Origin of the sequence: Streptomyces sp. NPDC021012, from assembly GCF_044333355.1 — a bacterium.
Classification (GTDB): Bacteria; Actinomycetota; Actinomycetes; order Streptomycetales; family Streptomycetaceae; genus Streptomyces.
In genome coordinates, this window is record NZ_JBIRQU010000001.1 from 551,880 (window position 1) to 569,034 (window position 17,155).

General features: G+C 71.8%; 19 protein-coding genes. 2 read left to right on the forward strand and 17 right to left on the reverse strand.

All coding sequences use genetic code 11. The features are described 5' to 3' along the window. Positions 1-401: 401 nt before the first annotated feature. From ACH4TP_RS02480 to ACH4TP_RS02540, 13 genes are all read right to left on the reverse strand, one after another. Positions 402-1,013, reverse strand: a complete 612-nt coding sequence (locus tag ACH4TP_RS02480) for an OmpA family protein (RefSeq protein ID WP_398435324.1) — start codon at positions 1,011-1,013, stop codon at positions 402-404. A 9-nt stretch (positions 1,014-1,022) separates the two neighbouring features. Next, the gene (locus tag ACH4TP_RS02485) at positions 1,023-1,607 is read right to left on the reverse strand and encodes a hypothetical protein (RefSeq protein ID WP_398435326.1); all 585 of its coding nucleotides are present in this window, start codon (positions 1,605-1,607) and stop codon (positions 1,023-1,025) included. Between the two features lie 28 nt (positions 1,608-1,635). Then, positions 1,636-2,280, reverse strand: a complete 645-nt coding sequence (locus tag ACH4TP_RS02490; protein WP_398435766.1) for a pilus assembly protein TadG-related protein — start codon at positions 2,278-2,280, stop codon at positions 1,636-1,638. A 2-nt stretch (positions 2,281-2,282) separates the two neighbouring features. Beyond that, positions 2,283-2,495 carry a Flp family type IVb pilin gene (locus ACH4TP_RS02495; protein WP_398435328.1) on the reverse strand — a complete coding sequence of 71 codons (213 nt, stop codon included), beginning with the start codon at positions 2,493-2,495 and terminating at the stop codon, positions 2,283-2,285. Between the two features lie 96 nt (positions 2,496-2,591). After that, positions 2,592-2,756: a hypothetical protein gene (locus ACH4TP_RS02500; protein ID WP_389238577.1), complete on the reverse strand. Its 165-nt coding sequence runs from the start codon at positions 2,754-2,756 to the stop codon at positions 2,592-2,594. A 112-nt stretch (positions 2,757-2,868) separates the two neighbouring features. After that, positions 2,869-3,759, reverse strand: a complete 891-nt coding sequence (locus ACH4TP_RS02505; RefSeq protein WP_398435331.1) for a DUF5936 domain-containing protein — start codon at positions 3,757-3,759, stop codon at positions 2,869-2,871. Between the two features lie 11 nt (positions 3,760-3,770). Continuing rightward, complete coding sequence (locus ACH4TP_RS02510) at positions 3,771-4,718, reverse strand: type II secretion system F family protein (protein ID WP_398435332.1); 948 nt, start codon at positions 4,716-4,718, stop codon at positions 3,771-3,773. A gap of 179 nt (positions 4,719-4,897) precedes the next feature. Next, the gene (locus ACH4TP_RS02515; RefSeq protein WP_388844567.1) at positions 4,898-6,244 is read right to left on the reverse strand and encodes a CpaF family protein; all 1,347 of its coding nucleotides are present in this window, start codon (positions 6,242-6,244) and stop codon (positions 4,898-4,900) included. Then, positions 6,241-6,639 carry a TadE/TadG family type IV pilus assembly protein gene (locus ACH4TP_RS02520; RefSeq protein ID WP_389238571.1) on the reverse strand — a complete coding sequence of 133 codons (399 nt, stop codon included), beginning with the start codon at positions 6,637-6,639 and terminating at the stop codon, positions 6,241-6,243. Before ACH4TP_RS02520 ends, ACH4TP_RS02515 begins: the two co-directional genes overlap by 4 nt. Beyond that, positions 6,636-7,001, reverse strand: a complete 366-nt coding sequence (locus ACH4TP_RS02525) for a TadE/TadG family type IV pilus assembly protein (RefSeq protein ID WP_389238569.1) — start codon at positions 6,999-7,001, stop codon at positions 6,636-6,638. The genes ACH4TP_RS02520 and ACH4TP_RS02525 overlap by 4 nt, the downstream gene beginning before the upstream one ends. A 3-nt stretch (positions 7,002-7,004) precedes the next feature. Further along, positions 7,005-8,255: a CpaE family protein gene (locus ACH4TP_RS02530; RefSeq protein ID WP_389238567.1), complete on the reverse strand. Its 1,251-nt coding sequence runs from the start codon at positions 8,253-8,255 to the stop codon at positions 7,005-7,007. Positions 8,256-8,262: 7 nt separating this feature from the next. Next, a complete protein-coding gene (cpaB, locus tag ACH4TP_RS02535; protein ID WP_398186837.1) occupies positions 8,263-8,973 on the reverse strand; it encodes a Flp pilus assembly protein CpaB in 711 nt (236 codons plus the stop codon). A 73-nt stretch (positions 8,974-9,046) separates the two neighbouring features. Beyond that, a complete protein-coding gene (locus ACH4TP_RS02540) occupies positions 9,047-9,946 on the reverse strand; it encodes a hypothetical protein (RefSeq protein WP_389238563.1) in 900 nt (299 codons plus the stop codon). Between the two features lie 342 nt (positions 9,947-10,288). On the opposite strand from ACH4TP_RS02540, the gene ACH4TP_RS02545 reads away from it, so the two are divergent. Then, the gene (locus tag ACH4TP_RS02545) at positions 10,289-12,010 is read left to right on the forward strand and encodes a chitinase (RefSeq protein ID WP_398435334.1); all 1,722 of its coding nucleotides are present in this window, start codon (positions 10,289-10,291) and stop codon (positions 12,008-12,010) included. 69 nt (positions 12,011-12,079) lie between these two features. On the opposite strand, the gene ACH4TP_RS02550 is transcribed toward ACH4TP_RS02545, so the two are convergent. Further along, a complete protein-coding gene (locus ACH4TP_RS02550) occupies positions 12,080-13,348 on the reverse strand; it encodes a serine/threonine-protein kinase (RefSeq protein ID WP_398435768.1) in 1,269 nt (422 codons plus the stop codon). Positions 13,349-13,524: 176 nt separating this feature from the next. Between ACH4TP_RS02550 and ACH4TP_RS02555 the strand changes: the two genes are divergently transcribed. Next, a complete protein-coding gene (locus tag ACH4TP_RS02555) occupies positions 13,525-14,877 on the forward strand; it encodes a M14 family metallopeptidase (RefSeq protein WP_389238558.1) in 1,353 nt (450 codons plus the stop codon). Between the two features lie 64 nt (positions 14,878-14,941). On the opposite strand, the gene ACH4TP_RS02560 is transcribed toward ACH4TP_RS02555, so the two are convergent. From ACH4TP_RS02560 to ACH4TP_RS02570, 3 genes are read right to left on the reverse strand one after another with little or no spacing between them, the layout of a single operon-like run. Further along, the gene (locus ACH4TP_RS02560; protein WP_398435336.1) at positions 14,942-15,349 is read right to left on the reverse strand and encodes a RidA family protein; all 408 of its coding nucleotides are present in this window, start codon (positions 15,347-15,349) and stop codon (positions 14,942-14,944) included. After that, positions 15,346-16,107, reverse strand: coding sequence for an IclR family transcriptional regulator (locus tag ACH4TP_RS02565; protein ID WP_398186845.1), 762 nt, complete (start codon positions 16,105-16,107; stop codon positions 15,346-15,348). Before ACH4TP_RS02565 ends, ACH4TP_RS02560 begins: the two co-directional genes overlap by 4 nt. Further along, positions 16,104-17,150 (reverse strand): sugar kinase, encoded by a 1,047-nt coding sequence (locus tag ACH4TP_RS02570; RefSeq protein WP_398435339.1) that lies wholly within the window; start codon positions 17,148-17,150, stop codon positions 16,104-16,106. Before ACH4TP_RS02570 ends, ACH4TP_RS02565 begins: the two co-directional genes overlap by 4 nt. Positions 17,151-17,155 lie beyond the last annotated feature (5 nt).

The following is a 17,155-nucleotide window of genomic DNA, read 5'->3' on the forward strand; positions in this document are numbered from 1 at the left end:
CGCGGCACCGTCGGCCGTCACGAGGAAGCCTCCCCGTACTTCCACCCCGTGGATTCCGCAGGAAGCTCCGCCGTAGAACTCATCAGCGTCTTACGTGTGCAGATACCCATGAGGTACCTCTCTTCGGGATCGTCCCCCGACGATCAACTTCCCGAAGAGTAGGACCCGGACGTTCACGAATCCATCAGTTGATCAACTACCTGATCAACATTTGAGGTTGGGGCAGATGAAGCCCGCTCAAGGCGGGGCAGCGAGCCCGAAAGCCTCCGGGAGAGCGCGCAATTCCGTTACTCGACAGCGAAGGCCTGCCGAAGACCGTGAACGCCGGCCTGAAGCGGAGCTCACCTCGAGGACGTCTGAGGGATGATGCCGACCGGGCCGGCCGGCACCACCCCTCACCCTCAGCTCGTGGTGCGGGGGAAGGAGATCTCGACCCGCCGGTTCTTCTTCCGGCCCTCCTCGGACCGGTTGTCGGCGATCGGATAGTCCTCGCTGTACCCGCGAATGTCGTACGTCGTCCCCGGGTCGAGCGCCCGCGCCAGCACCTGCTGCACGGCCACCGCCCGCTCCTTCGACAGCTTCAACCCGTGCTCGTACGTCCCCAGGTTGTCGGTGAACCCGAAGACCCGCACCCGCCCGGACCCCATCTTGTTGATCTCCGCTGCGATCGCCGCGATACGGGTCGTCGCGTCGGGCGACAACTTCGCGCTGTTCTTCGGGAACAACACCTCGGCCTGCAGCGCGAACGTCACGTCCACGTTCGTGTCCTGCCGCCGCTCCTGCCCGCCCTCGTCCTCGACGATCTGCTTGATGTCGAGCACCTTGGCAGGGGCGAGCGTGGCACCGTCAGGCAGCATCAGCCCGGGCGCATTCGGGTCGATGACGGGAGCGGGCGAGGAGGTACCGGCGGGCCCGGGCGGGGTGTCGGCGTGAGCGGTCGGGGCGGCGACCGGCCAGAGCGCGACGGAGACGAGGGCCAGGGCGGCGAGGCGGCGGTTTGTCGTCGTCGTCATGTCGTCGCCTCAGGAGAGCTTGAGGGTGGCGGGTTCGAAGGTGGGGAGCTGGAAGGAGACCTCGGTGGTGGAGGCGGGGGGTGCGGGGAATTGCAGGAAGACGTCGACCGAGGCGCCGGCCGAGACGATCCCCAGACCCGACGTGGTCAGCGGCCGCCCGTCCGTGTCCCGCAGGACGTAGTAGCGCTTCTTCCCTACACCGTCCACCAGGGTGGCTCCTCCCAGAGATGCGCCGTGCTTCAGAACCTCCGTTTCATCCCCCCTGACACCGTCAGGAACGAAACGCCCCTTGTCGGAGGTGTTCTTCAGAACCCCCTTGACCGTCAAGAACCCACCAGCGTCACGCACTGCAGAATTGATGACCAACTCAAACCCGTTCTGCCCCTTGACGACCGCCAGCGTCTCTGCGGGTTCTTCGGCCGTCGGCGAGCCCTGAGTGGCTGATGCTCCCTGCTGAGGCGCGGCACTCGTTGCGGCGGGCTTGTCCTCGCTGGGCTTCTCCTCGGCGCCGCACCCGGCCGCGAGGAGTGCCACGGACGCGATCGCGACGGCGACCATCCCTCTGCGGGTCTTCCTTGTGTGGCGCGCGTTCATGAAGCGTGCTTCCTTTGCTCGTCGCGGGTCAGTTCGACAGTCGGACTCTGAAGAGATCTGAGGCACTGGGGAGGGTCGGGCTTTCAAGATCGATCGCCCACTGTTCGCCACCACATACGAGGTCGACAACGGGCTCTTCGTCGTCAGGCTCCCCCTCGCCCCCATCGGGGCTCGTAGGCGTCGGGTCCGGGGTGGGCTCTGATGGGTCTGGGGTGGGCGCCGGCGGATCGAAGGTGCAGCGCGGTTCGATTACGGCTTCAGCAGATGCTGTTGCATGATCCGGCTCTCGGCCCGTCGTGCTTACGGTCACCTTGAAACCGTGTTCCCCAGTCGTGAGAGGTACACATTTGTCGCCCGTGAGCGCCGCCTCGTTCCGAGCCGCAAACTCCTCCGCTTGCTGACACGGGGAGGCACCAGTGTCCGCCTCGCCCTGAAGGAACCTGCTCCACTGCCCAGGATCGAGGATCACTTCGATCCAGCCGTCGCGCAGCTGCTCGCGGGCATCCTGAGCCGCTGCGAGGGCTGCTGCGTCCGCGGCGGTCTGGGCGCTGTTCCGCGTCAAAGCGGCCTGCCCCACCAAGAAGTAGGCGAACGCCAGAAACAAGAGCCCAGCAATGACCGCGATGTAGGCAGGAAACGCTTGCCCTGAATCACCGCTTCTTCCGCCCGGCAGGGTTAGCCCGTCAGCTCGGCAATTTTGCTCTTGATCGCCGACAGAATCGAGCTGCCGATATCCGTACCAGTGATCGCGATAACAATCGCCACCACCACCACAATGATCCCCAAATACTCCACCGCCGTCTGCCCGCGGTCCCGCGTCCGCCTCTCCGTCCAGTCGGCGAGCCGCGTACGTACCTCGGTCAGGGCCTTCAGCATCGCGTCGTTCATCGTGGTCCCCTCCGCGTTCGGACGCCTGCGTTTGGGCACGGTACGCCGACGGGCAGGTCGGCGGACAGGGCCCGTGGGGCCTGGTGTGGGCCCCGGTCATCGGGTGGGCCTGGTGGCCTGCGAGGAGGCTATGGCCTCGGGGCGAGTGTGGGGGCGGGGTTGGGCGAAGACGTGGCCGGGGTGGTGCTCGGGCGGCTTCTGGGTGATGACGGAAGGCGCGGCGACCTGCCGGTTGTTCAGGCTCATGGCGATCAGGTTCATCACACCACCCCTCTCACACTCGGTCCGCACTCTGTCACATGCGGTTGTGTGCGCGAAGGAGGATTCTCAAGCTGGGTTGAGATTGAGACAGTTGGCGCCGTCGCCCTGGGGCTCACCGTCCACCCGTCACCGAACCGAAGTCCGTGCCCGTGCCGAGGAAGAGGCCCGCGCCCAGCAGGATCATCGTGGCCGGGACCATCAGGGTGGTGATCACCATCGTCGCCTTGGGGACCGCTTTCGCGGCCTTGCGGCGGGCGTTCTGGGCGTCCGTGCGGCGCATGTCGTTGGCGATCTGTATCAGGGTGTCGACGATCGGGGCGCCCAGCTCCTCGCCCTGCTGGAGCGCCGTCACGAACTGGGCCACCTGCTCGGAGTCGTTGCGGCGGCGGAGTTCGTCGAAGGCCTGGCGGCGGCTGACGCCCATGTCCATCTGGCGCAGGGTGATGCGGAGTTCGTCGGCCCAGGGGCCCTCGTACTTCTCCGCGACCCGTTCCAGGGCCTGGCGGAAGCCCAGGCCCGCCGAGACGACCACGGCCAGGACGTCGAGGAAGTCCGGGAGGGTCCTTTCGATCTGGTCCTTGCGGATGCGGACCGCCGACCAGATGCCGACCTCCGTCCAGAACGCGCCGAAGGCCAGGAGCAGCAGGGCCGTCAGGTACGAGCCCTTGCTGAGCATCACCAGGCCGCCGAGGCCGCCGAGGAAGCCGTAGACGGCCCGCCTCGCCCCGTACCGGTCGATGGTCAGGCCGCCGGGGTTGCCCGCCAGGTCGATGCGGCGGCGGACCGCGTTGACGCGCTTGGGGCCCATCAGGCGCAGCACCATCGGTGACCAGCGCATGCCCAGGCGGTCGACAGCCGAGTCGACCGCGCCCGTGCGGGTGGCCCCGACCTCCAGGGCCAGCTTGAGGTCGTCGGGGAGCTTCGCGTCGGCGCGGTAGAGGCGCAGGCCGTACGCGAAGCCCGTGACGGCCAGTCCGGCCAGGAGGGCGAGGAGGAGGTCCACGGCGGCGGTCCCTATACGTCGATCTTCGAGAAGCGGCGGATGGCGGCGAAGCCGACCACGTACAGCGCGAACGCGGCGACGACGGCGAACTGTCCGAGGCCCGTGCTGGTCATGCGGTCGAGGGCGCCGGGCTGCATGTTGTCGATGAGGAGGAGGGAGCCGACGCCGATGACCGGGACGGAGTACGCGGTCATGCTCACCTGGGAGAGCTGGGTGCGGACCTCGCGCCGGGTCTCCTTGCGTTCCTCCAGGGTCTCGGTGAGGTTGCGGAGGGAGGAGACGACCGTGCCGCCGGCCCGGTTGGCCAGGACGAGGGTCGTGACGAGGACGACGAGTTCGCGGGAGGGGAGCCGTTCGGCCAGTTCTCCCAGGGCGTCGTCGAGGGAGGTGCCCACGGCCAGCTGTTGGGCCACCTTCTCCAGTTCGTCTCCCGCCGGGGCCTCCAGCTCGTCGGCGGCGAGGCTGAGGGCCATGCGGAGGGCGAGGCCGGCCTGGGTGGCGTTGGCCAGGATGCGGGAGAGTTCCGGGAGTTGGTTGATGAAGCGTTCGATGCGCTTCTGGCGCTGCCAGTTGAGGTAACCGAGCGCGACCCAGATGCCGAGCAGCCCGCAGATCGGGCCGAAGAACGGGGACAGCGCCGCCTGCCCCACCACCCACAGGACCGCCACGGTCGCCGCGAGCGCCACCGTGAACTCGCCGGGCGTGACGTCAAGGCCCGTCGCCGCGATCCGCAGCTCCAGCTTCCGGCCGAGCGCGGTCTTCCGTACGCGCTTGTCGACGCCCCGGAAGCGGCGCCTGCGGCGGCCGGTCACGGCCTCCGGCTCGCCGCTCTCGTCCAGGCGGGCGACGAGGGCGGCGTGGCGGCGGGCCCCGCTCGCGTACGTCTGCACGCCGACGACGCCGAGGACACAGGCGAGCAGCGTCACGCCGGCCGTCAGCCAGAAGGGGTCGGTCAGCATTCCCGCGCCCCCTCGGTGTTCCAGGTGGGGTCGGTCAGCATTGCCGCGCCCCCTCGGTGCTCCAGGTGGGGTCGTCCGTCATCGCTGTGCCTCAGGGCTCCAGGTCGGGTCGTCGGTCGCCATCGCCCCGCCTCCCGGGCGCCATGTGGGGTCGGTCGTCGCCGTGCACGCGTTCGTCATCATTCCGCCTCTCGGGTGGCCAGATGGGCGTCCGTCGCCGCCACCCCGAACGCCTGCGGGATGGGCTGCCCCGCCAGGTAGAGGCGTTCGGCGACGCGCCGGGGCAGGGGGTGGTACGTGAACCGGCCGTACACCCGCCCGTCGGCCGCGACCGGCTCGGCCTGGAAGCGGCAGACCGTGGCGAGCAGGAACCGTTCCCGGCCGTGCGAGGCCAGGACGGAGATCTCGGTGATGCGGCGGGTGCCGTCCGGATGCCGGGTGAGCTGGACGAGGACGTCGACCGCGCTGTTGATCTGGTCGCGGAGCGCCTCGAACGGCACCTTCACCTCGGACATGGAGGCCAGGGTCTGGAGGCGCATCAGGGCGTCCTCGGCCGAGTTCGCGTGGACGGTCGCCAGCGAGCCGTCGTGGCCCGTCGACATCGCCTGGAGCATGTCGAGCGTCTCACCGCCGCGGACCTCTCCGACGATGATGCGGTCGGGGCGCATGCGCAGGGAGTTGCGGACGAGGTCGCGGATGGAGATGGCCCCGCGCCCCTCGATGTTCGGCGGGCGGGCCTCCAGGCGGATCACGTGGGACTGCTGGAGCTGGAGTTCGGCCGAGTCCTCGATGGTGATGATCCGCTCGCCGTCCGGGACGAGGCCGGAGAGGGCGTTGAGGAGGGTGGTCTTCCCGGTGCCGGTGGCGCCGGAGACGATCAGGTTGAACTTGGCTTGAACCAGTCCCGACAGCAGGAGCAGCATCTGCTCGTCGAGGGAACCGAGGCCGATCATCTCGTGGAGCGTGTACGCGCGGGGGAAGCGGCGGATGGTGAGGGTCGCGCCGGTGAGCGAGAGCGGCGGGATGATCACGTTGACGCGCTCGCCGGAGGGGAGCCGGGCGTCGACCATCGGGTTCGACTCGTCCACGCGCCGGTTGACCGTCGACACGATCCGCTCGATCGTCTGCATCAGCTGCTCGTGGGAGGCGAAGCGGAGCGGGAGCAGTTCCACGCGGCCGCCGCGCTCGATGAAGATCTGGTCGGGGCCGTTGACCATGATCTCCGTGATGGAGGCGTCTTCGAGGAGCGGTTCCAGTACGCCGAGGCCGAGGGCCTCGTCGACGACCCGGCGGATCAGCTGGGACCGCTCGGCGGTGGAGAGGACCGGGCCCTCGCGGCTGATGATGTGCCCGAGGACGCGCTCCAGACGGGCCCGCCGCTCGGCCGCCGCGAGCGCGGACATCTCGGTGAGGTCGATCTCCTCCAGGAGCTTGGCCCGGAAGGCGGCGACCAGATGGCCGTCCTCCCTTGCGGCCGCGCTTCCGCCCTTGTCCTCGGGGGCGTTGATCCGGGCACGCAGGCTCATGGCAGGTCCTCGCCTTCGGACGTCTCGGGCAGCGGCATGGTGGCGGTCTTCTGGACGGTTCCGAGGTCGTTCCAGAAGGGCACGACGGAGGGGATGGTGATGGTGACGGTGGCGGTCGCTTCGTCGGCGCCCCGGCCGGGGTCGATCTGCGCATGCTTGGCGATCCAACCGCTCACCGCCGCCTTGCCGGCGGCTTCCCCGGTGGTCGCGGGGTCGTCGTCGCTCTCGGCGCGTGCGGCGGCGCGGGCCGCCGTGCCCGCCTGCTGGGCCGCGTACGCGGCGATGCCGAGCTGGAGGCCTGCGAGGCCGACGATGAGCAGGATGGGAAGGAAGCCGAGGTACTCGATGGCGGCCTGGCCCCGGTCGCGGGACTTCTTGCCCGTACGCGTACTCATGAGTCCGGCACCTCCAGTACCGCGCCCGCGTCGGCCGTGACCGGGAACAGGCCCCCGAAGCCCGGGACGAGGGCCGGGACCTCGACCGTGACCTCGACGCGGACCATGCCGTCGCCGCCCGGGGCGCAGCCCCCGCCGGAGACGCTCCAGGCGCCGTCGATGTGGCGGCCGGCGGCCGCTGCCCCGTCGTCGCCGACGGCACACGCCCGCGCCGCCTCATCCGCCGCGTTCCCCGCCAGCGTGTACGTGTACCCCACCAGGACCACCTGCCACAGCAGCGCCAGCGTCAGCAGGATCAGCGGCACCATGCCGAGGAACTCCACCGCCACCTGCCCCCTGTCGTCGTCCCGGTGTGTACGCATCGCTCAGCGCACTCCCCCGCGCCGCCGCAGCCCCAGGGAGCCCCGGTCGCCCGCGCGGGTGAGTTCCTTGGCGGGCTGGGCGGCGGGCTGGACGAGGCCGAGTTCGCCCGCGAGGGCCCACAGAGCCTGCTTCACGGTGGACTTGGCGTCGAGTTCGTGGAGGCGGCCCGCGTCGACGACCGCGGCCAGCTCCTTGAAGTGGGCGGGGACGGCGGTGCCCGCGATGCGGGTGCCGGTGATCTTCTGGACGAGGGGCGGCTGGATCTCGCTGGTGCGGTGGTGGCGGTTGACGAGGGTGACGGTCTCCTCGGCCTTGCGGACCTGGAGCCGTTCCCACATCCGTACGGTCCGTTTGGCGGCGCGGACCGCGATCACGTCCGGGGTGGTGACGAGGAGCGCGGTGTCGGCCATCTCGATCGCGGCGGCGTTGGCGCTGTCGAGCCGGGAGCCGCAGTCGAGGACGACGACCTCGTGCCGGCCGCGCAGGGCGCTGACGACCTGGCGGGCGGAGCGGTCGGTGACCTCCTCGCCGCGCTCGCCCTCCGCGGGGGCGAGGAGCAGGGAGAGGCCGGTCTCGTGGACGTACACGGCGTCCTGGAGGACGCGGGGCGAGATGTCGGCGATCGACGCGAGGTCGGCGACGGAGCGGCGGAACTGGACGTCGAGGTAGGAGGCGATGTCGCCGCTCTGGAGGTCCATGTCGACGAGGGCGACGGTCCGTCCGGAGGCGCGGGCGGCGAGGGCGAGGTGGACGGCGGTGACGGTGGTGCCGACGCCGCCCTTGGCGCCGCTGACGGTGACGACGGTGCCGCCGGGGCCGGTGATCCGCTCGGCGCCGGCGCCGAGGTGGCGGCGGACGCCCAGGGACCACTGGGCGGCGGCCTGGACGCGGCTGGCGAGTTCCTCGTAGCCGAGGGGGAGGGTGACGAGGCCCCGGGCGCCGGAGTCCATGGCGGCGGAGAAGAGGACGGGGCTGGCGTCGGCGGTGATGAGGACGACGCCGACGGCGGGGAAGCGGAGGGCGACCTCGCGGACGAGTTCGAGCGCGGGGACGGGCCCGATGCGCTCGTGGACGAGGACGACCTCGGGGAGTTCGTCGAGGGAGGCGGCGGCGAGGCGCGCGAGGGTGTCGACGAGCTGGGTGGAGTCGGTGACCGGCTGGGCGGGTTCGGCGTCGGGGAGCTGGCTGAGCAGCGTACTGACGGACCGGGCCGCGTCGGGGTCGCCGACGGCCGGCAGGATCCTGGTGGTCATACCGGCCTCACTTGTCCTTTTCGAGCGTGTAGATGCGGTCGCCCCCCGGGGTGGCCGGGGAGCCGGCCGTGGTCGGGGCGACGAGGGCGAGGCGTACGTGCTCGGCGAAGGAGTCGGCGTACGCGACGCGCTGGGTGTCGAGGGCGGAGAGCGCGAAGGTGATGGGGACGGTGGTGGTGGCCCGGCCGGCGCGGTCGTTGCTCTCGGCGGCCGTGGTGAGCCTGCCGACGTCGAGGACGCGGGCGCCGGCGACGATCAGCCGGGACTGGTCGGGGTCGCCCTTCTTCTCGCCGGCGAAGGTCGCGTAGATGTTGACGGTGGCGCCGGGGTCGATCTTTCCGGCGACGCCGGTGGCGGCGTCGATCATGATGGCGATCTCCTGCTGGCCCGGCCGGAGTTCGGGCCGCGCGACGATCATGTCGGTCTGGAGGAGGGAGCCGGCCTTGAGTTCGGTGACGGCGGTCTTGCCCTCGATCTGGCGGAGGTCGGTGACGGCGGTCGACGGGAGCCAGCGCTCGGGCATGGAGATCTTCTCGAAGTCGCCCGCGCTCAGGGGCTTGTAGGGGAGCACCTTGTCCTTGACCCGGTACGCCGTGGTCTCCGGGCCGACCTTGGAGTTCACGTCGCTGATGACGGCGAGCACGCCGGCGAAGGCGCCGAGGGCGCACAGGACGGAGAGCAGCAGCAGGATCACGCCGCGGCGCTGGCGGGAGTTCATGGCCGTACTTCCTCGGTCGGAGACATCGGAGACGTGGGGCGGTGCCGGTGGCGACGGCGGTGGGCGGGGCCGCTCACGGCAGCGCGGCGCGGGCCGAGCGGGCGCCGGGTCCGAGGGCGCGGCCGCCGGGGCCGGGGGGCGGCGGGCCGCCCACGGTCAGCGGCGCGGCGCAGAAGCCGCAGCGGTCGCCGATGAGTTCCATCCCGCACCAGTGGCAGGTCTCCCGGCGTACGGAGGAGACGAGCTGGTGGAGGACGGACAGGTCGGGCAGGTACGCGACGAACTCGACGAGCTTGCCGGTGCCCCACCAGCCGGGCGAGGAGGCGGGCAGCGGCACCTCGTGCACGGGTCCGGGGATCCGCCACCGGGGTACGAGGGTGGTGGCCGGCCAGTCGGTCTGGAGCTGGCCGCGGGCGAGGAGGAGCTCGGTGGCGAACTCCGGTCCGGCGAGCGCCTGTTCCGCCGCCCCGACCCGCACGATCTGCGGGACCGGCCCGGCGAGGACGGCGAAGTGGGCGCCGGGGAGCCAGCCCTTGAGGTGGGAGCCGAGGCCGACGGGGACGCGGTCGAGGCGGGAGACGGAGCCGAGGACGGCCCCGGCGTAGATGTAGTGGGCGAGGAGCCGGGCGGCGGAGGCGAGGACTCCGGGGCTGAAGTCGCAGCCGGCGAGCTGCCGCAGCTGGCGGACGAGGACGGCCGCGCCGAGCGGCGGCAGATCGGTCCTGACCAGGGCGATCCGGTCGCTCTCCAGGAGGGCGCGGACGGCGTGCAGGCGGTGTTCGACGGCGGTCGGCGCGGAGGTGGGGCAGACGACGACCACGTGTCCGTACCGGGCGAGGAGCTGCTGCATGTCGGCGAGGGAGGCGTCGAGCGAGCGGCTCTCGGGGGGCGGGAGCACGGCGGCCTGCGGGGTCCCGGGGTCGGTCGGCGGCAGCACCAGGTCGGTGCCGGTGACGGCGATCGCTGTCGGCACGTCGGACCCCCCGTCCCCTCCGGCCTCCGGTGTCCCGGGGGCCGCGGATCACTTACCGCGTTCGCGGCGTCACCGCAGGGTGCCGCCGTCTCTGCACCTTATCCGCGTCCCCTGGGGTGGTGAACACACAATCCGCCAAGCTGCCCCCACCAATTCGGGTTTCCCGGCGGCCCGGCCGAACGTCCTTCGCCGCGCGAGGTATTGACAACGCGATTGGTCTGGACCAACTTGTGCGACAGCGGTGGCCACCGCCGGTACCCCCGTACCCGCATCCCCTCCGTACGACGGCGTACGGCACCTCCACATCCCCACTCCCCCACTTCCCCCACTCCCCACCGGAGGATGCACGTGGACCGCACCACCACCCGCCCGCACGGACGCCGCGCGCTCGGCGGAGCCCTCGCGCTCGCCCTCGGCTCCGGGCTCGTCCTCGTCGGCGGAGCCGGCACCGCGCAGGCGGCGGACGTCAACGTCGCCAGGAACGCCGGGTTCGAGAACGGCCTCGCCAACTGGTCCTGTTCCGCCGGGAGCGGCGCCGCCGTCTCCTCCCCGGTCCGCACCGGCACCGGCGCGCTCAAGGCCACCCCGGCCGGTCTCGACTACGCCCAGTGCGCGCAGACCGTGGCCGTCAAGCCCAATTCGACATACACGCTGAGCGCCTGGGTCCAGGGCGGCTACGCCTACCTCGGCGCGAACAACACCGGGACCGGCACCGGCACCGTCTCCACCTGGACGCCCGACAGCCCCTCCTGGAAGCAGCTCACCACCACCTTCACCACCGGCGCGAGCACCACCTCCGTCGAGATCTGGACCCACGGCTGGTACGGCACCTCCCCCTACCTCGTCGACGACGTCAGCGTCTTCGGCCCCGACGGGGGCGGCGGCCAGGACCCCGACCCGACCGCCCCGGCCACCCCGTCCGGTCTCGCCGCCGGCACGGTCACCAGCAGCTCCGTCGCCCTCAGCTGGGGCGCGGTCACCGGCGCCACCGCCTACAAGGTGTACCGGGACGGCGCCAACCCGCAGACGGTCACCGGCACGTCGGCCACCGTCACCGGGCTCACCGCCGACACCGCGTACCAGTTCCAGGTCTCCGCGACGAACTCCGCGGGCGAGTCCGCGAAGTCAGCCGCCGTGTCCGCCCGTACGGCCAAGGCCACCGACCCGGGCCCGGGCCCGGCCGTGCCCAAGCACGCCGTCACCGGCTACTGGCAGAACTTCGACAACGGCGCCGCCAAGCAGAAACTGCGGGACGTCCAGGCCGCGTACGACATCATCGCCGTCTCGTTCGCCGACTCGACGGCCACGCCCGGCCAGATCGCCTTCAACCTCGACCCGGCCGTCGGCTACGCCTCGACCGCCGACTTCAAGGCCGACATCGCGGCCAAGAAGGCGGCCGGCAAGTCCGTGATCCTCTCGGTCGGCGGCGAGAAGGGCAACGTCACCATCAACAGCGACGCCACCGCGACCGCCTTCGCCGACAGCGCGTACGCCCTGATGCAGGAGTACGGCTTCAACGGCGTCGACATCGACCTGGAGCACGGCGTCAACGCCACGTACCTCACCAAGGCGCTGCGCCAGCTCTCCGCCAAGGCGGGCTCCTCGATGGTCCTGACGATGGCCCCGCAGACCATCGACATGCAGAACACGGGCTCCGAGTACTTCAAGACCGCGCTCGCCGTGAAGGACATCCTCACGGTCGTCAACACCCAGTACTACAACAGCGGTTCGATGCTCGGCTGCGACGGCAAGGTCTACAGCCAGGGCTCGGTGGACTTCCTCACCGCGCTCGCCTGCATCCAGCTCCAGGGCGGCCTCGACCCCTCGCAGGTCGGCCTGGGCGTCCCCGCCTCCACCCGGGGCGCGGGCAGCGGCTACGTCGACCCGCAGATCGTGAACAACGCGCTGGACTGCCTCGCCAAGGGCACCGGCTGCGGCACCTTCAAGCCCGCCCAGACCTGGCCCACGCTCCGCGGCGCCATGACCTGGTCCACCAACTGGGACGCGACGGCCGGCAACGCCTGGTCCAACGCGGTGGGCACGCACGTCCACGCCCTCCCGTAGCCCCTCGGGAGCCCGTCCCGCAGCGCCGCCGCTCCCCCGGCGGCGCTGCGCCGTCCCGTCGGGCGGGCCTCACGCGGGCAGGTAGTGACGCAGCACCGGGTCGAGCAGCCGGATCCACTCGTCGACCCGGGCGGCCCTGCGGCCGTCGACCTCGCAGTCGTAGACCGAGCCGTCGTAGAGCGTCACGGCGACCCTCAGCACCCGGTCGCGCCGGACGCGCTCGTACCGTACGGCCCCGATCTCGCTCCACAGGAAGTCGGCCTCCTCCCCGAAGAAGTTCAGGAACACGCCGGTCCCGTCGACGTCGATCCCGGAGTTCCGGTCGGCGGCGGTGAACTGCGGCGCGGGCAGCGGCGGCGCGAGGGGCGGCGGGGGAACGTACCGGTAGGCGGGGTGCGGTACGGGGGCGGGGACGGGCCCGGGCGGGTGTACGGGCGCGGGGACGGGCCCGGGCTGGTGTACGGGCGCGGGCACCGCGTCCCGGACACCGCCGGACCACGGCGACGGCACCGCGTCGACGGGCGGCCCCGGCACGACCCGGGGGTCCGGCACCACCTCAGGCGCCGACCCCGCCGACTCCACCGGCACCTCCGGAGCCGCGGCCCCGGACGCGTACGGCGTCCCCGCCAGCTCGTCCATGAGGGCGTCGGGAGTGGGACGTTCGGCCGGGTCCTTGGCGAGGCAGCGGGCCACGAGGCCGCGCAGGGCCTCCGGTACGGCGCCGAGGTCGGGGGCCTCGTGCACCGACCGGTACATGAGGCCCATCGGGGTGCCCTCGCCGAAGGGCTTCCCGCCGGCGGCGGCGACGAGGACGGCGCCGAGGGCGAAGACGTCGGCGGCGCCGGTCACCTCCTCGCCGAGGGCCTGTTCGGGGGCGAGGTAGCCGGGGGTGCCGAAGGCGGAGCCGGTGGCGGTGAGGCGGGTGGACTCCAGGGCGCGGGCGATCCCGAAGTCGAGGACGCGGGGCCCGTCGGGGGCCATGACGATGTTGCCGGGCTTGAGGTCGCGGTGGACGAGCCCGCAGGCGTGGATCGCCTCCAGGGCCTCGGCGAGCGCGGCCCCGAGCGAGCGGAGCCGGGTCTCGTCCATGGGGCCCCGGGCGGTGAGGAGTCCGGAGAGGGTGGGGCCCGGGATGTAGGCGGTGGCGAGCCAGGGGGCCTCCGCCTCGGGGTCGGCGTCGACGACCTGCGCGGTGTGGAATCCGCCGACCTGCCGGGCCGCGGCGACCTCGGCGCGGAAGCGGGCGCGGAAGGACGGGTCGGCGGCGAGTTCCGGCCGGGCGACCTTGACGGCGACGGCGCGCCCGCCGCGCGATCGGGCCAGATAGACGGTGCCCATGCCGCCTTCGCCTAGCTTGTGCTCGATGACGTATCTACCGATGAGGGTCCCCACGCGGGACAGTATGGCCGAACTCCCCATCTTGACCGGTCCATGACACCACCGGACCATATGGCCCGGACACCCGCACCACTTGACCCGGTCGCACTCCCCCACACTCCCACCCAGGAGACAGCATGCGACGTCCCCTCCGCGGCAGAAGGTCCGCCACCCTCGCGGCCCTCGTGGCGTTCGCCCTCGCGGCGCCCCTCTCCGCCCTCACCACGCCCGCCGGGGCCGACCCGGCGCCGACCGCCGCCCGCATCGCGTCGGGCGCCGAGGAGGTGATCCGGCAGTACGAGATCGCCGGACCGGCCACCCCGGCCGCCCGCACCGCGCTGACCGCCACCGGCGTCTCGATCGACGAGGTCGACGCCCGCTCGGTCGTCGTCAGCGCCAACACCGAACAGCTCGCCCGCCTCAAGGCCCTCGGCTACCGGCCGGTCGCCCTGCCCGGTCCGCCGGACCGCCGCACGGACGCCGACAAGACGGCAGGACCGGCCGACTTCCCCTCCGCGGACGCGAAGTACCACAACTACGCGGAGATGAACGCGGAGATCGACCAGCGCCTCGCCGCCTACCCCTCGATCATGAGCAAGCGGGTCATCGGCAAGACGTACCAGGGCCGGGACATCGTCGCCATCAAGATCAGCGACAACGTCGCCACCGACGAGAACGAGCCCGAGGTCCTCTTCACCCACCACCAGCACGCCCGCGAGCACCTCACCGTCGAGATGGCGCTCTACCTGCTGCGCGAGTTCGGCGCGGGCTACGGCACGGACCCCCGCATCACGAACATGGTGAACAACCGGGAGATCTGGATCGTCCCCGACCTCAACCCGGACGGCGGCGAGTACGACATCGCCACCGGGTCCTACCGCAGCTGGCGCAAGAACCGGCAGCCCAACGCCAACTCCTCGTACATCGGCACCGACCTGAACCGCAACTGGGACTTCAAGTGGGGCTGCTGCGGCGGCTCCTCCGGCACCAAGAGCTCCGAGACCTACCGGGGCGCCGCCCCCGAGTCCGCCCCCGAGGTGAAGGTCGTCGCCGACTTCGTCCGCTCCCGCGTCATCGGCGGCAAGCAGCAGATCACGGCCGCCATCGACTTCCACACGTACAGCGAGCTCGTCCTCTGGCCCTTCGGCTGGACCACCGCCGACACCGCCACCGGCATGACCCAGGACGACCGCGACGCCTTCGCGACCATCGGCAAGTCGATGGCCGCGAGCAACGGCTACACCCCCGAGCAGTCCAGCGACCTGTACATCACGGACGGCTCCATCGACGACTACCTCTGGGGCACCCAGAAGATCTTCGCCTACACCTTCGAGATGTACCCCTCGAACGGCGGCGGCGGCTTCTACCCGCCCGACGAGGTCATCGACCGCGAAACCGCCCGCAACCGCGACGCCGTCCTCCAGCTCCTGGAGAACGCGGACTGCATGTACCGCTCGATCGGCAAGCAGGCGCAGTACTGCGCGGCCTGACGGCCCGTACGTGAAGGGGGTGCCCCGGCGGATCACCGCCGGGGCACCCCTCGGTCCTCTGTCCCTACAGGACCGCCAGCGCGTCGATCTCGATCAGAAGACCGGCCGGGAGGCCGACGTAGACCGTCGTGCGGGCCGAGGCCGGGGCCTTCAGGTTCTGGTCCTCGAAGTACTGGTTGTAGATCTCGTTCATCTCGGCGAAGTGGTCCACGTCCGTGAGGTAGACGCGCATCATCATCACGTCGTCCCAGCTCGCGCCGCCCTCCTCCAGGATCGCCTTGACGTTGGCGAAGGTCTGGAGGGTCTGCTCGCGGAGGGTCGGGCCCGCGACCGTCGGGGCCTGGCCCTCGACGGCGGGGAGGAAGCCGACCTGGCCGGCGACCTGGAGGATGTTGCCCTTGCGGACGCCGTGCGAGAACTTCGCGGGCGGGGCGGTGTGGGTGGCGGGGGTGAGAGCGGTCTTCTCGGTCATGCGCTGTCCTTCGTAGCAGGTTCGCCGGAGTACTCGCGGCTGATGGCCTCCGCGGTGCCGCGCACCTGCGGGAGGAGGGTGAGGAGTTCCTCGGCGGTGACGACCACGTTGGGCGCCGAGACCGACATCGCGGCGACGACCCGCCCGTCGGCGCCCCGGATGGGCGCGCCGACGCAGTTGATGGACTCCTCGTGGCCGCCGAGGTCGGTGGCCCAGCCCTGTTCGCGTACGGTCGCCAGCTCCTTGAGGAAGGCGGCGGCGTTCGGCGTCGAACGGGGCGTGTACGGGGGGTAGTCCAGCCGCGCGGCGACCGCGCGCCGCTCCGGCTCGGGCAGGTCGGCGAGGAGCAGCTTGGCGACGGCGGCGACGGTGATGGCGACCGGCTTGCCGATGCGCGAGTACATGCGGACCGGGTAGCGGGACTCGACCTTGTCGATGTAGACGACCTCGCCCTCCTCGTACACCGCGAGGTGGATCGTGTGCCCGATCCGCTCGTTGAGGGCGGCGAGGTAGGGGTGGGCGATCTCGCGGACGTCGAGGTTCTCGACGGCCTCCTGCGCGAGCGCGAACAGCCGGGCGCCCAGGCGGTAGCGCTGGTCCTGCTGCCGGTGGACGAGCCCGTGCTCGTGGAGCGTGCGCAGCAGCCGCAGCGCCGTGGACTTGTGCACGCCGAGCCGCTCGGCGACCTGCCCGAGGTCGGCGGGGCCCTGGGCGAGCAGCGGCAGGATGCTGAGCGCCCGGTCGACGGTCTGGCTCATGGCGTGCGTACCTCCTGGTCGTCCCCCGTCCAGCCGGGGCCGAGGTGAAGTGTGCCCCAGGCCTCGTCGTCGAGCGCGGCGAGGCGGTCGGCGCGGGCCCGTTGGGGCGGCACGGCGACGTCCCCGGGGACGGTGAGCGCGGCGGCGGCCACGAGGTGCCCGTGCCGGAGCCGGGCCCTCGCATCGAGGCCCCGGAGGGTGCCGGAGAGGAACCCGGCGGCGAAGGCGTCGCCGGCGCCGACGGCGGAGACGACGGTGACGCGGGGGGCGGGGGCGCGGGTGACGGTGTCGCCGCGCGGGGAGGCCGCGCGGCGCTCGAACGCCACCGCGCCTTCCCCGCCCCGCTTCACCACCACCACTCCCGGCTCCGCCAGAACGCCCCGGATCGCGTCCGGATCGCTCACCCCCCACAACCGCTCCGCCTCGTCCGCTCCGACGAGGACGACGTCCGCCCGCCTCGCGAGTTCGAGCAGCACCTCCGGCGCCGCGCCGTCCCGCCACAGCCCCGGCCGGTGGTTCACGTCGAAGGAGACGAGCGGGCGCCCGGGGCGCGGGGCCGTGAGGTCCCGCAGCAGGGCCAGGCAGTCCGCGGACAGCGCGGCGGTGATGCCGGTGAGGTGGAGGATCCGGGCGTCGGCGACGGAGTCGTACGGGACGGTCGCGGGCGACATCGCGGAGGCGGCGGAACCGGCCCGGTAGTAGACGACCTCGTGGGCGTCGGTGGCCCGGTCCTCGTCCGTGCGGAAGTAGACGCCGGTCGGCCGGTGCGGGTCGCGGCCGACGGCGGCGACGTCGACGCCGTGCGCCGCGACCGTCTCGACGAGGTGATCGCCGAAGCCGTCGCGCCCGACGCGCCCGACCCACCGCACGCGGTGCCCGGCGGCGGCGAGCGCGCAGGCGACGTTGGACTCGGCGCCGCCGATCGCGCGGGTGAAGGAGGGGACGTCGGCGAGGCGGCCGGGCCGGGAGGGCAGGAACGTCACCATGGACTCGCCGAGGCAGACGACGTCCGGCGCCATGGTGACGGGCGCTGGTCCGCTCACGCTCG

Excerpts from the sequence above, each read along its gene's own strand:
- ACH4TP_RS02525 (WP_389238569.1), bottom strand. The coding sequence starts at position 7,001 with ATGCGTACACACCGGGACGACGACAGGGGGCAGGTGGCGGTGGAGTTC.
- ACH4TP_RS02520 (WP_389238571.1), bottom strand. The coding sequence starts at position 6,639 with ATGAGTACGCGTACGGGCAAGAAGTCCCGCGACCGGGGCCAGGCCGCC.
- ACH4TP_RS02545 (WP_398435334.1), top strand. The coding sequence starts at position 10,289 with ATGCACGTGGACCGCACCACCACCCGCCCGCACGGACGCCGCGCGCTC.
- ACH4TP_RS02485 (WP_398435326.1), bottom strand. The coding sequence starts at position 1,607 with ATGAACGCGCGCCACACAAGGAAGACCCGCAGAGGGATGGTCGCCGTC.
- ACH4TP_RS02530 (WP_389238567.1), bottom strand. The coding sequence starts at position 8,255 with ATGACCACCAGGATCCTGCCGGCCGTCGGCGACCCCGACGCGGCCCGG.
- cpaB (WP_398186837.1), bottom strand. The coding sequence starts at position 8,973 with ATGAACTCCCGCCAGCGCCGCGGCGTGATCCTGCTGCTGCTCTCCGTC.
- ACH4TP_RS02515 (WP_388844567.1), bottom strand. The coding sequence starts at position 6,244 with ATGAGCCTGCGTGCCCGGATCAACGCCCCCGAGGACAAGGGCGGAAGC.
- ACH4TP_RS02560 (WP_398435336.1), bottom strand. The coding sequence starts at position 15,349 with ATGACCGAGAAGACCGCTCTCACCCCCGCCACCCACACCGCCCCGCCC.
- ACH4TP_RS02555 (WP_389238558.1), top strand. The coding sequence starts at position 13,525 with ATGCGACGTCCCCTCCGCGGCAGAAGGTCCGCCACCCTCGCGGCCCTC.
- ACH4TP_RS02495 (WP_398435328.1), bottom strand. The coding sequence starts at position 2,495 with ATGAACGACGCGATGCTGAAGGCCCTGACCGAGGTACGTACGCGGCTC.
- ACH4TP_RS02510 (WP_398435332.1), bottom strand. The coding sequence starts at position 4,718 with ATGCTGACCGACCCCTTCTGGCTGACGGCCGGCGTGACGCTGCTCGCC.
- ACH4TP_RS02480 (WP_398435324.1), bottom strand. The coding sequence starts at position 1,013 with ATGACGACGACGACAAACCGCCGCCTCGCCGCCCTGGCCCTCGTCTCC.
- ACH4TP_RS02500 (WP_389238577.1), bottom strand. The coding sequence starts at position 2,756 with ATGAACCTGATCGCCATGAGCCTGAACAACCGGCAGGTCGCCGCGCCT.
- ACH4TP_RS02565 (WP_398186845.1), bottom strand. The coding sequence starts at position 16,107 with ATGAGCCAGACCGTCGACCGGGCGCTCAGCATCCTGCCGCTGCTCGCC.
- ACH4TP_RS02550 (WP_398435768.1), bottom strand. The coding sequence starts at position 13,348 with ATGGGCACCGTCTATCTGGCCCGATCGCGCGGCGGGCGCGCCGTCGCC.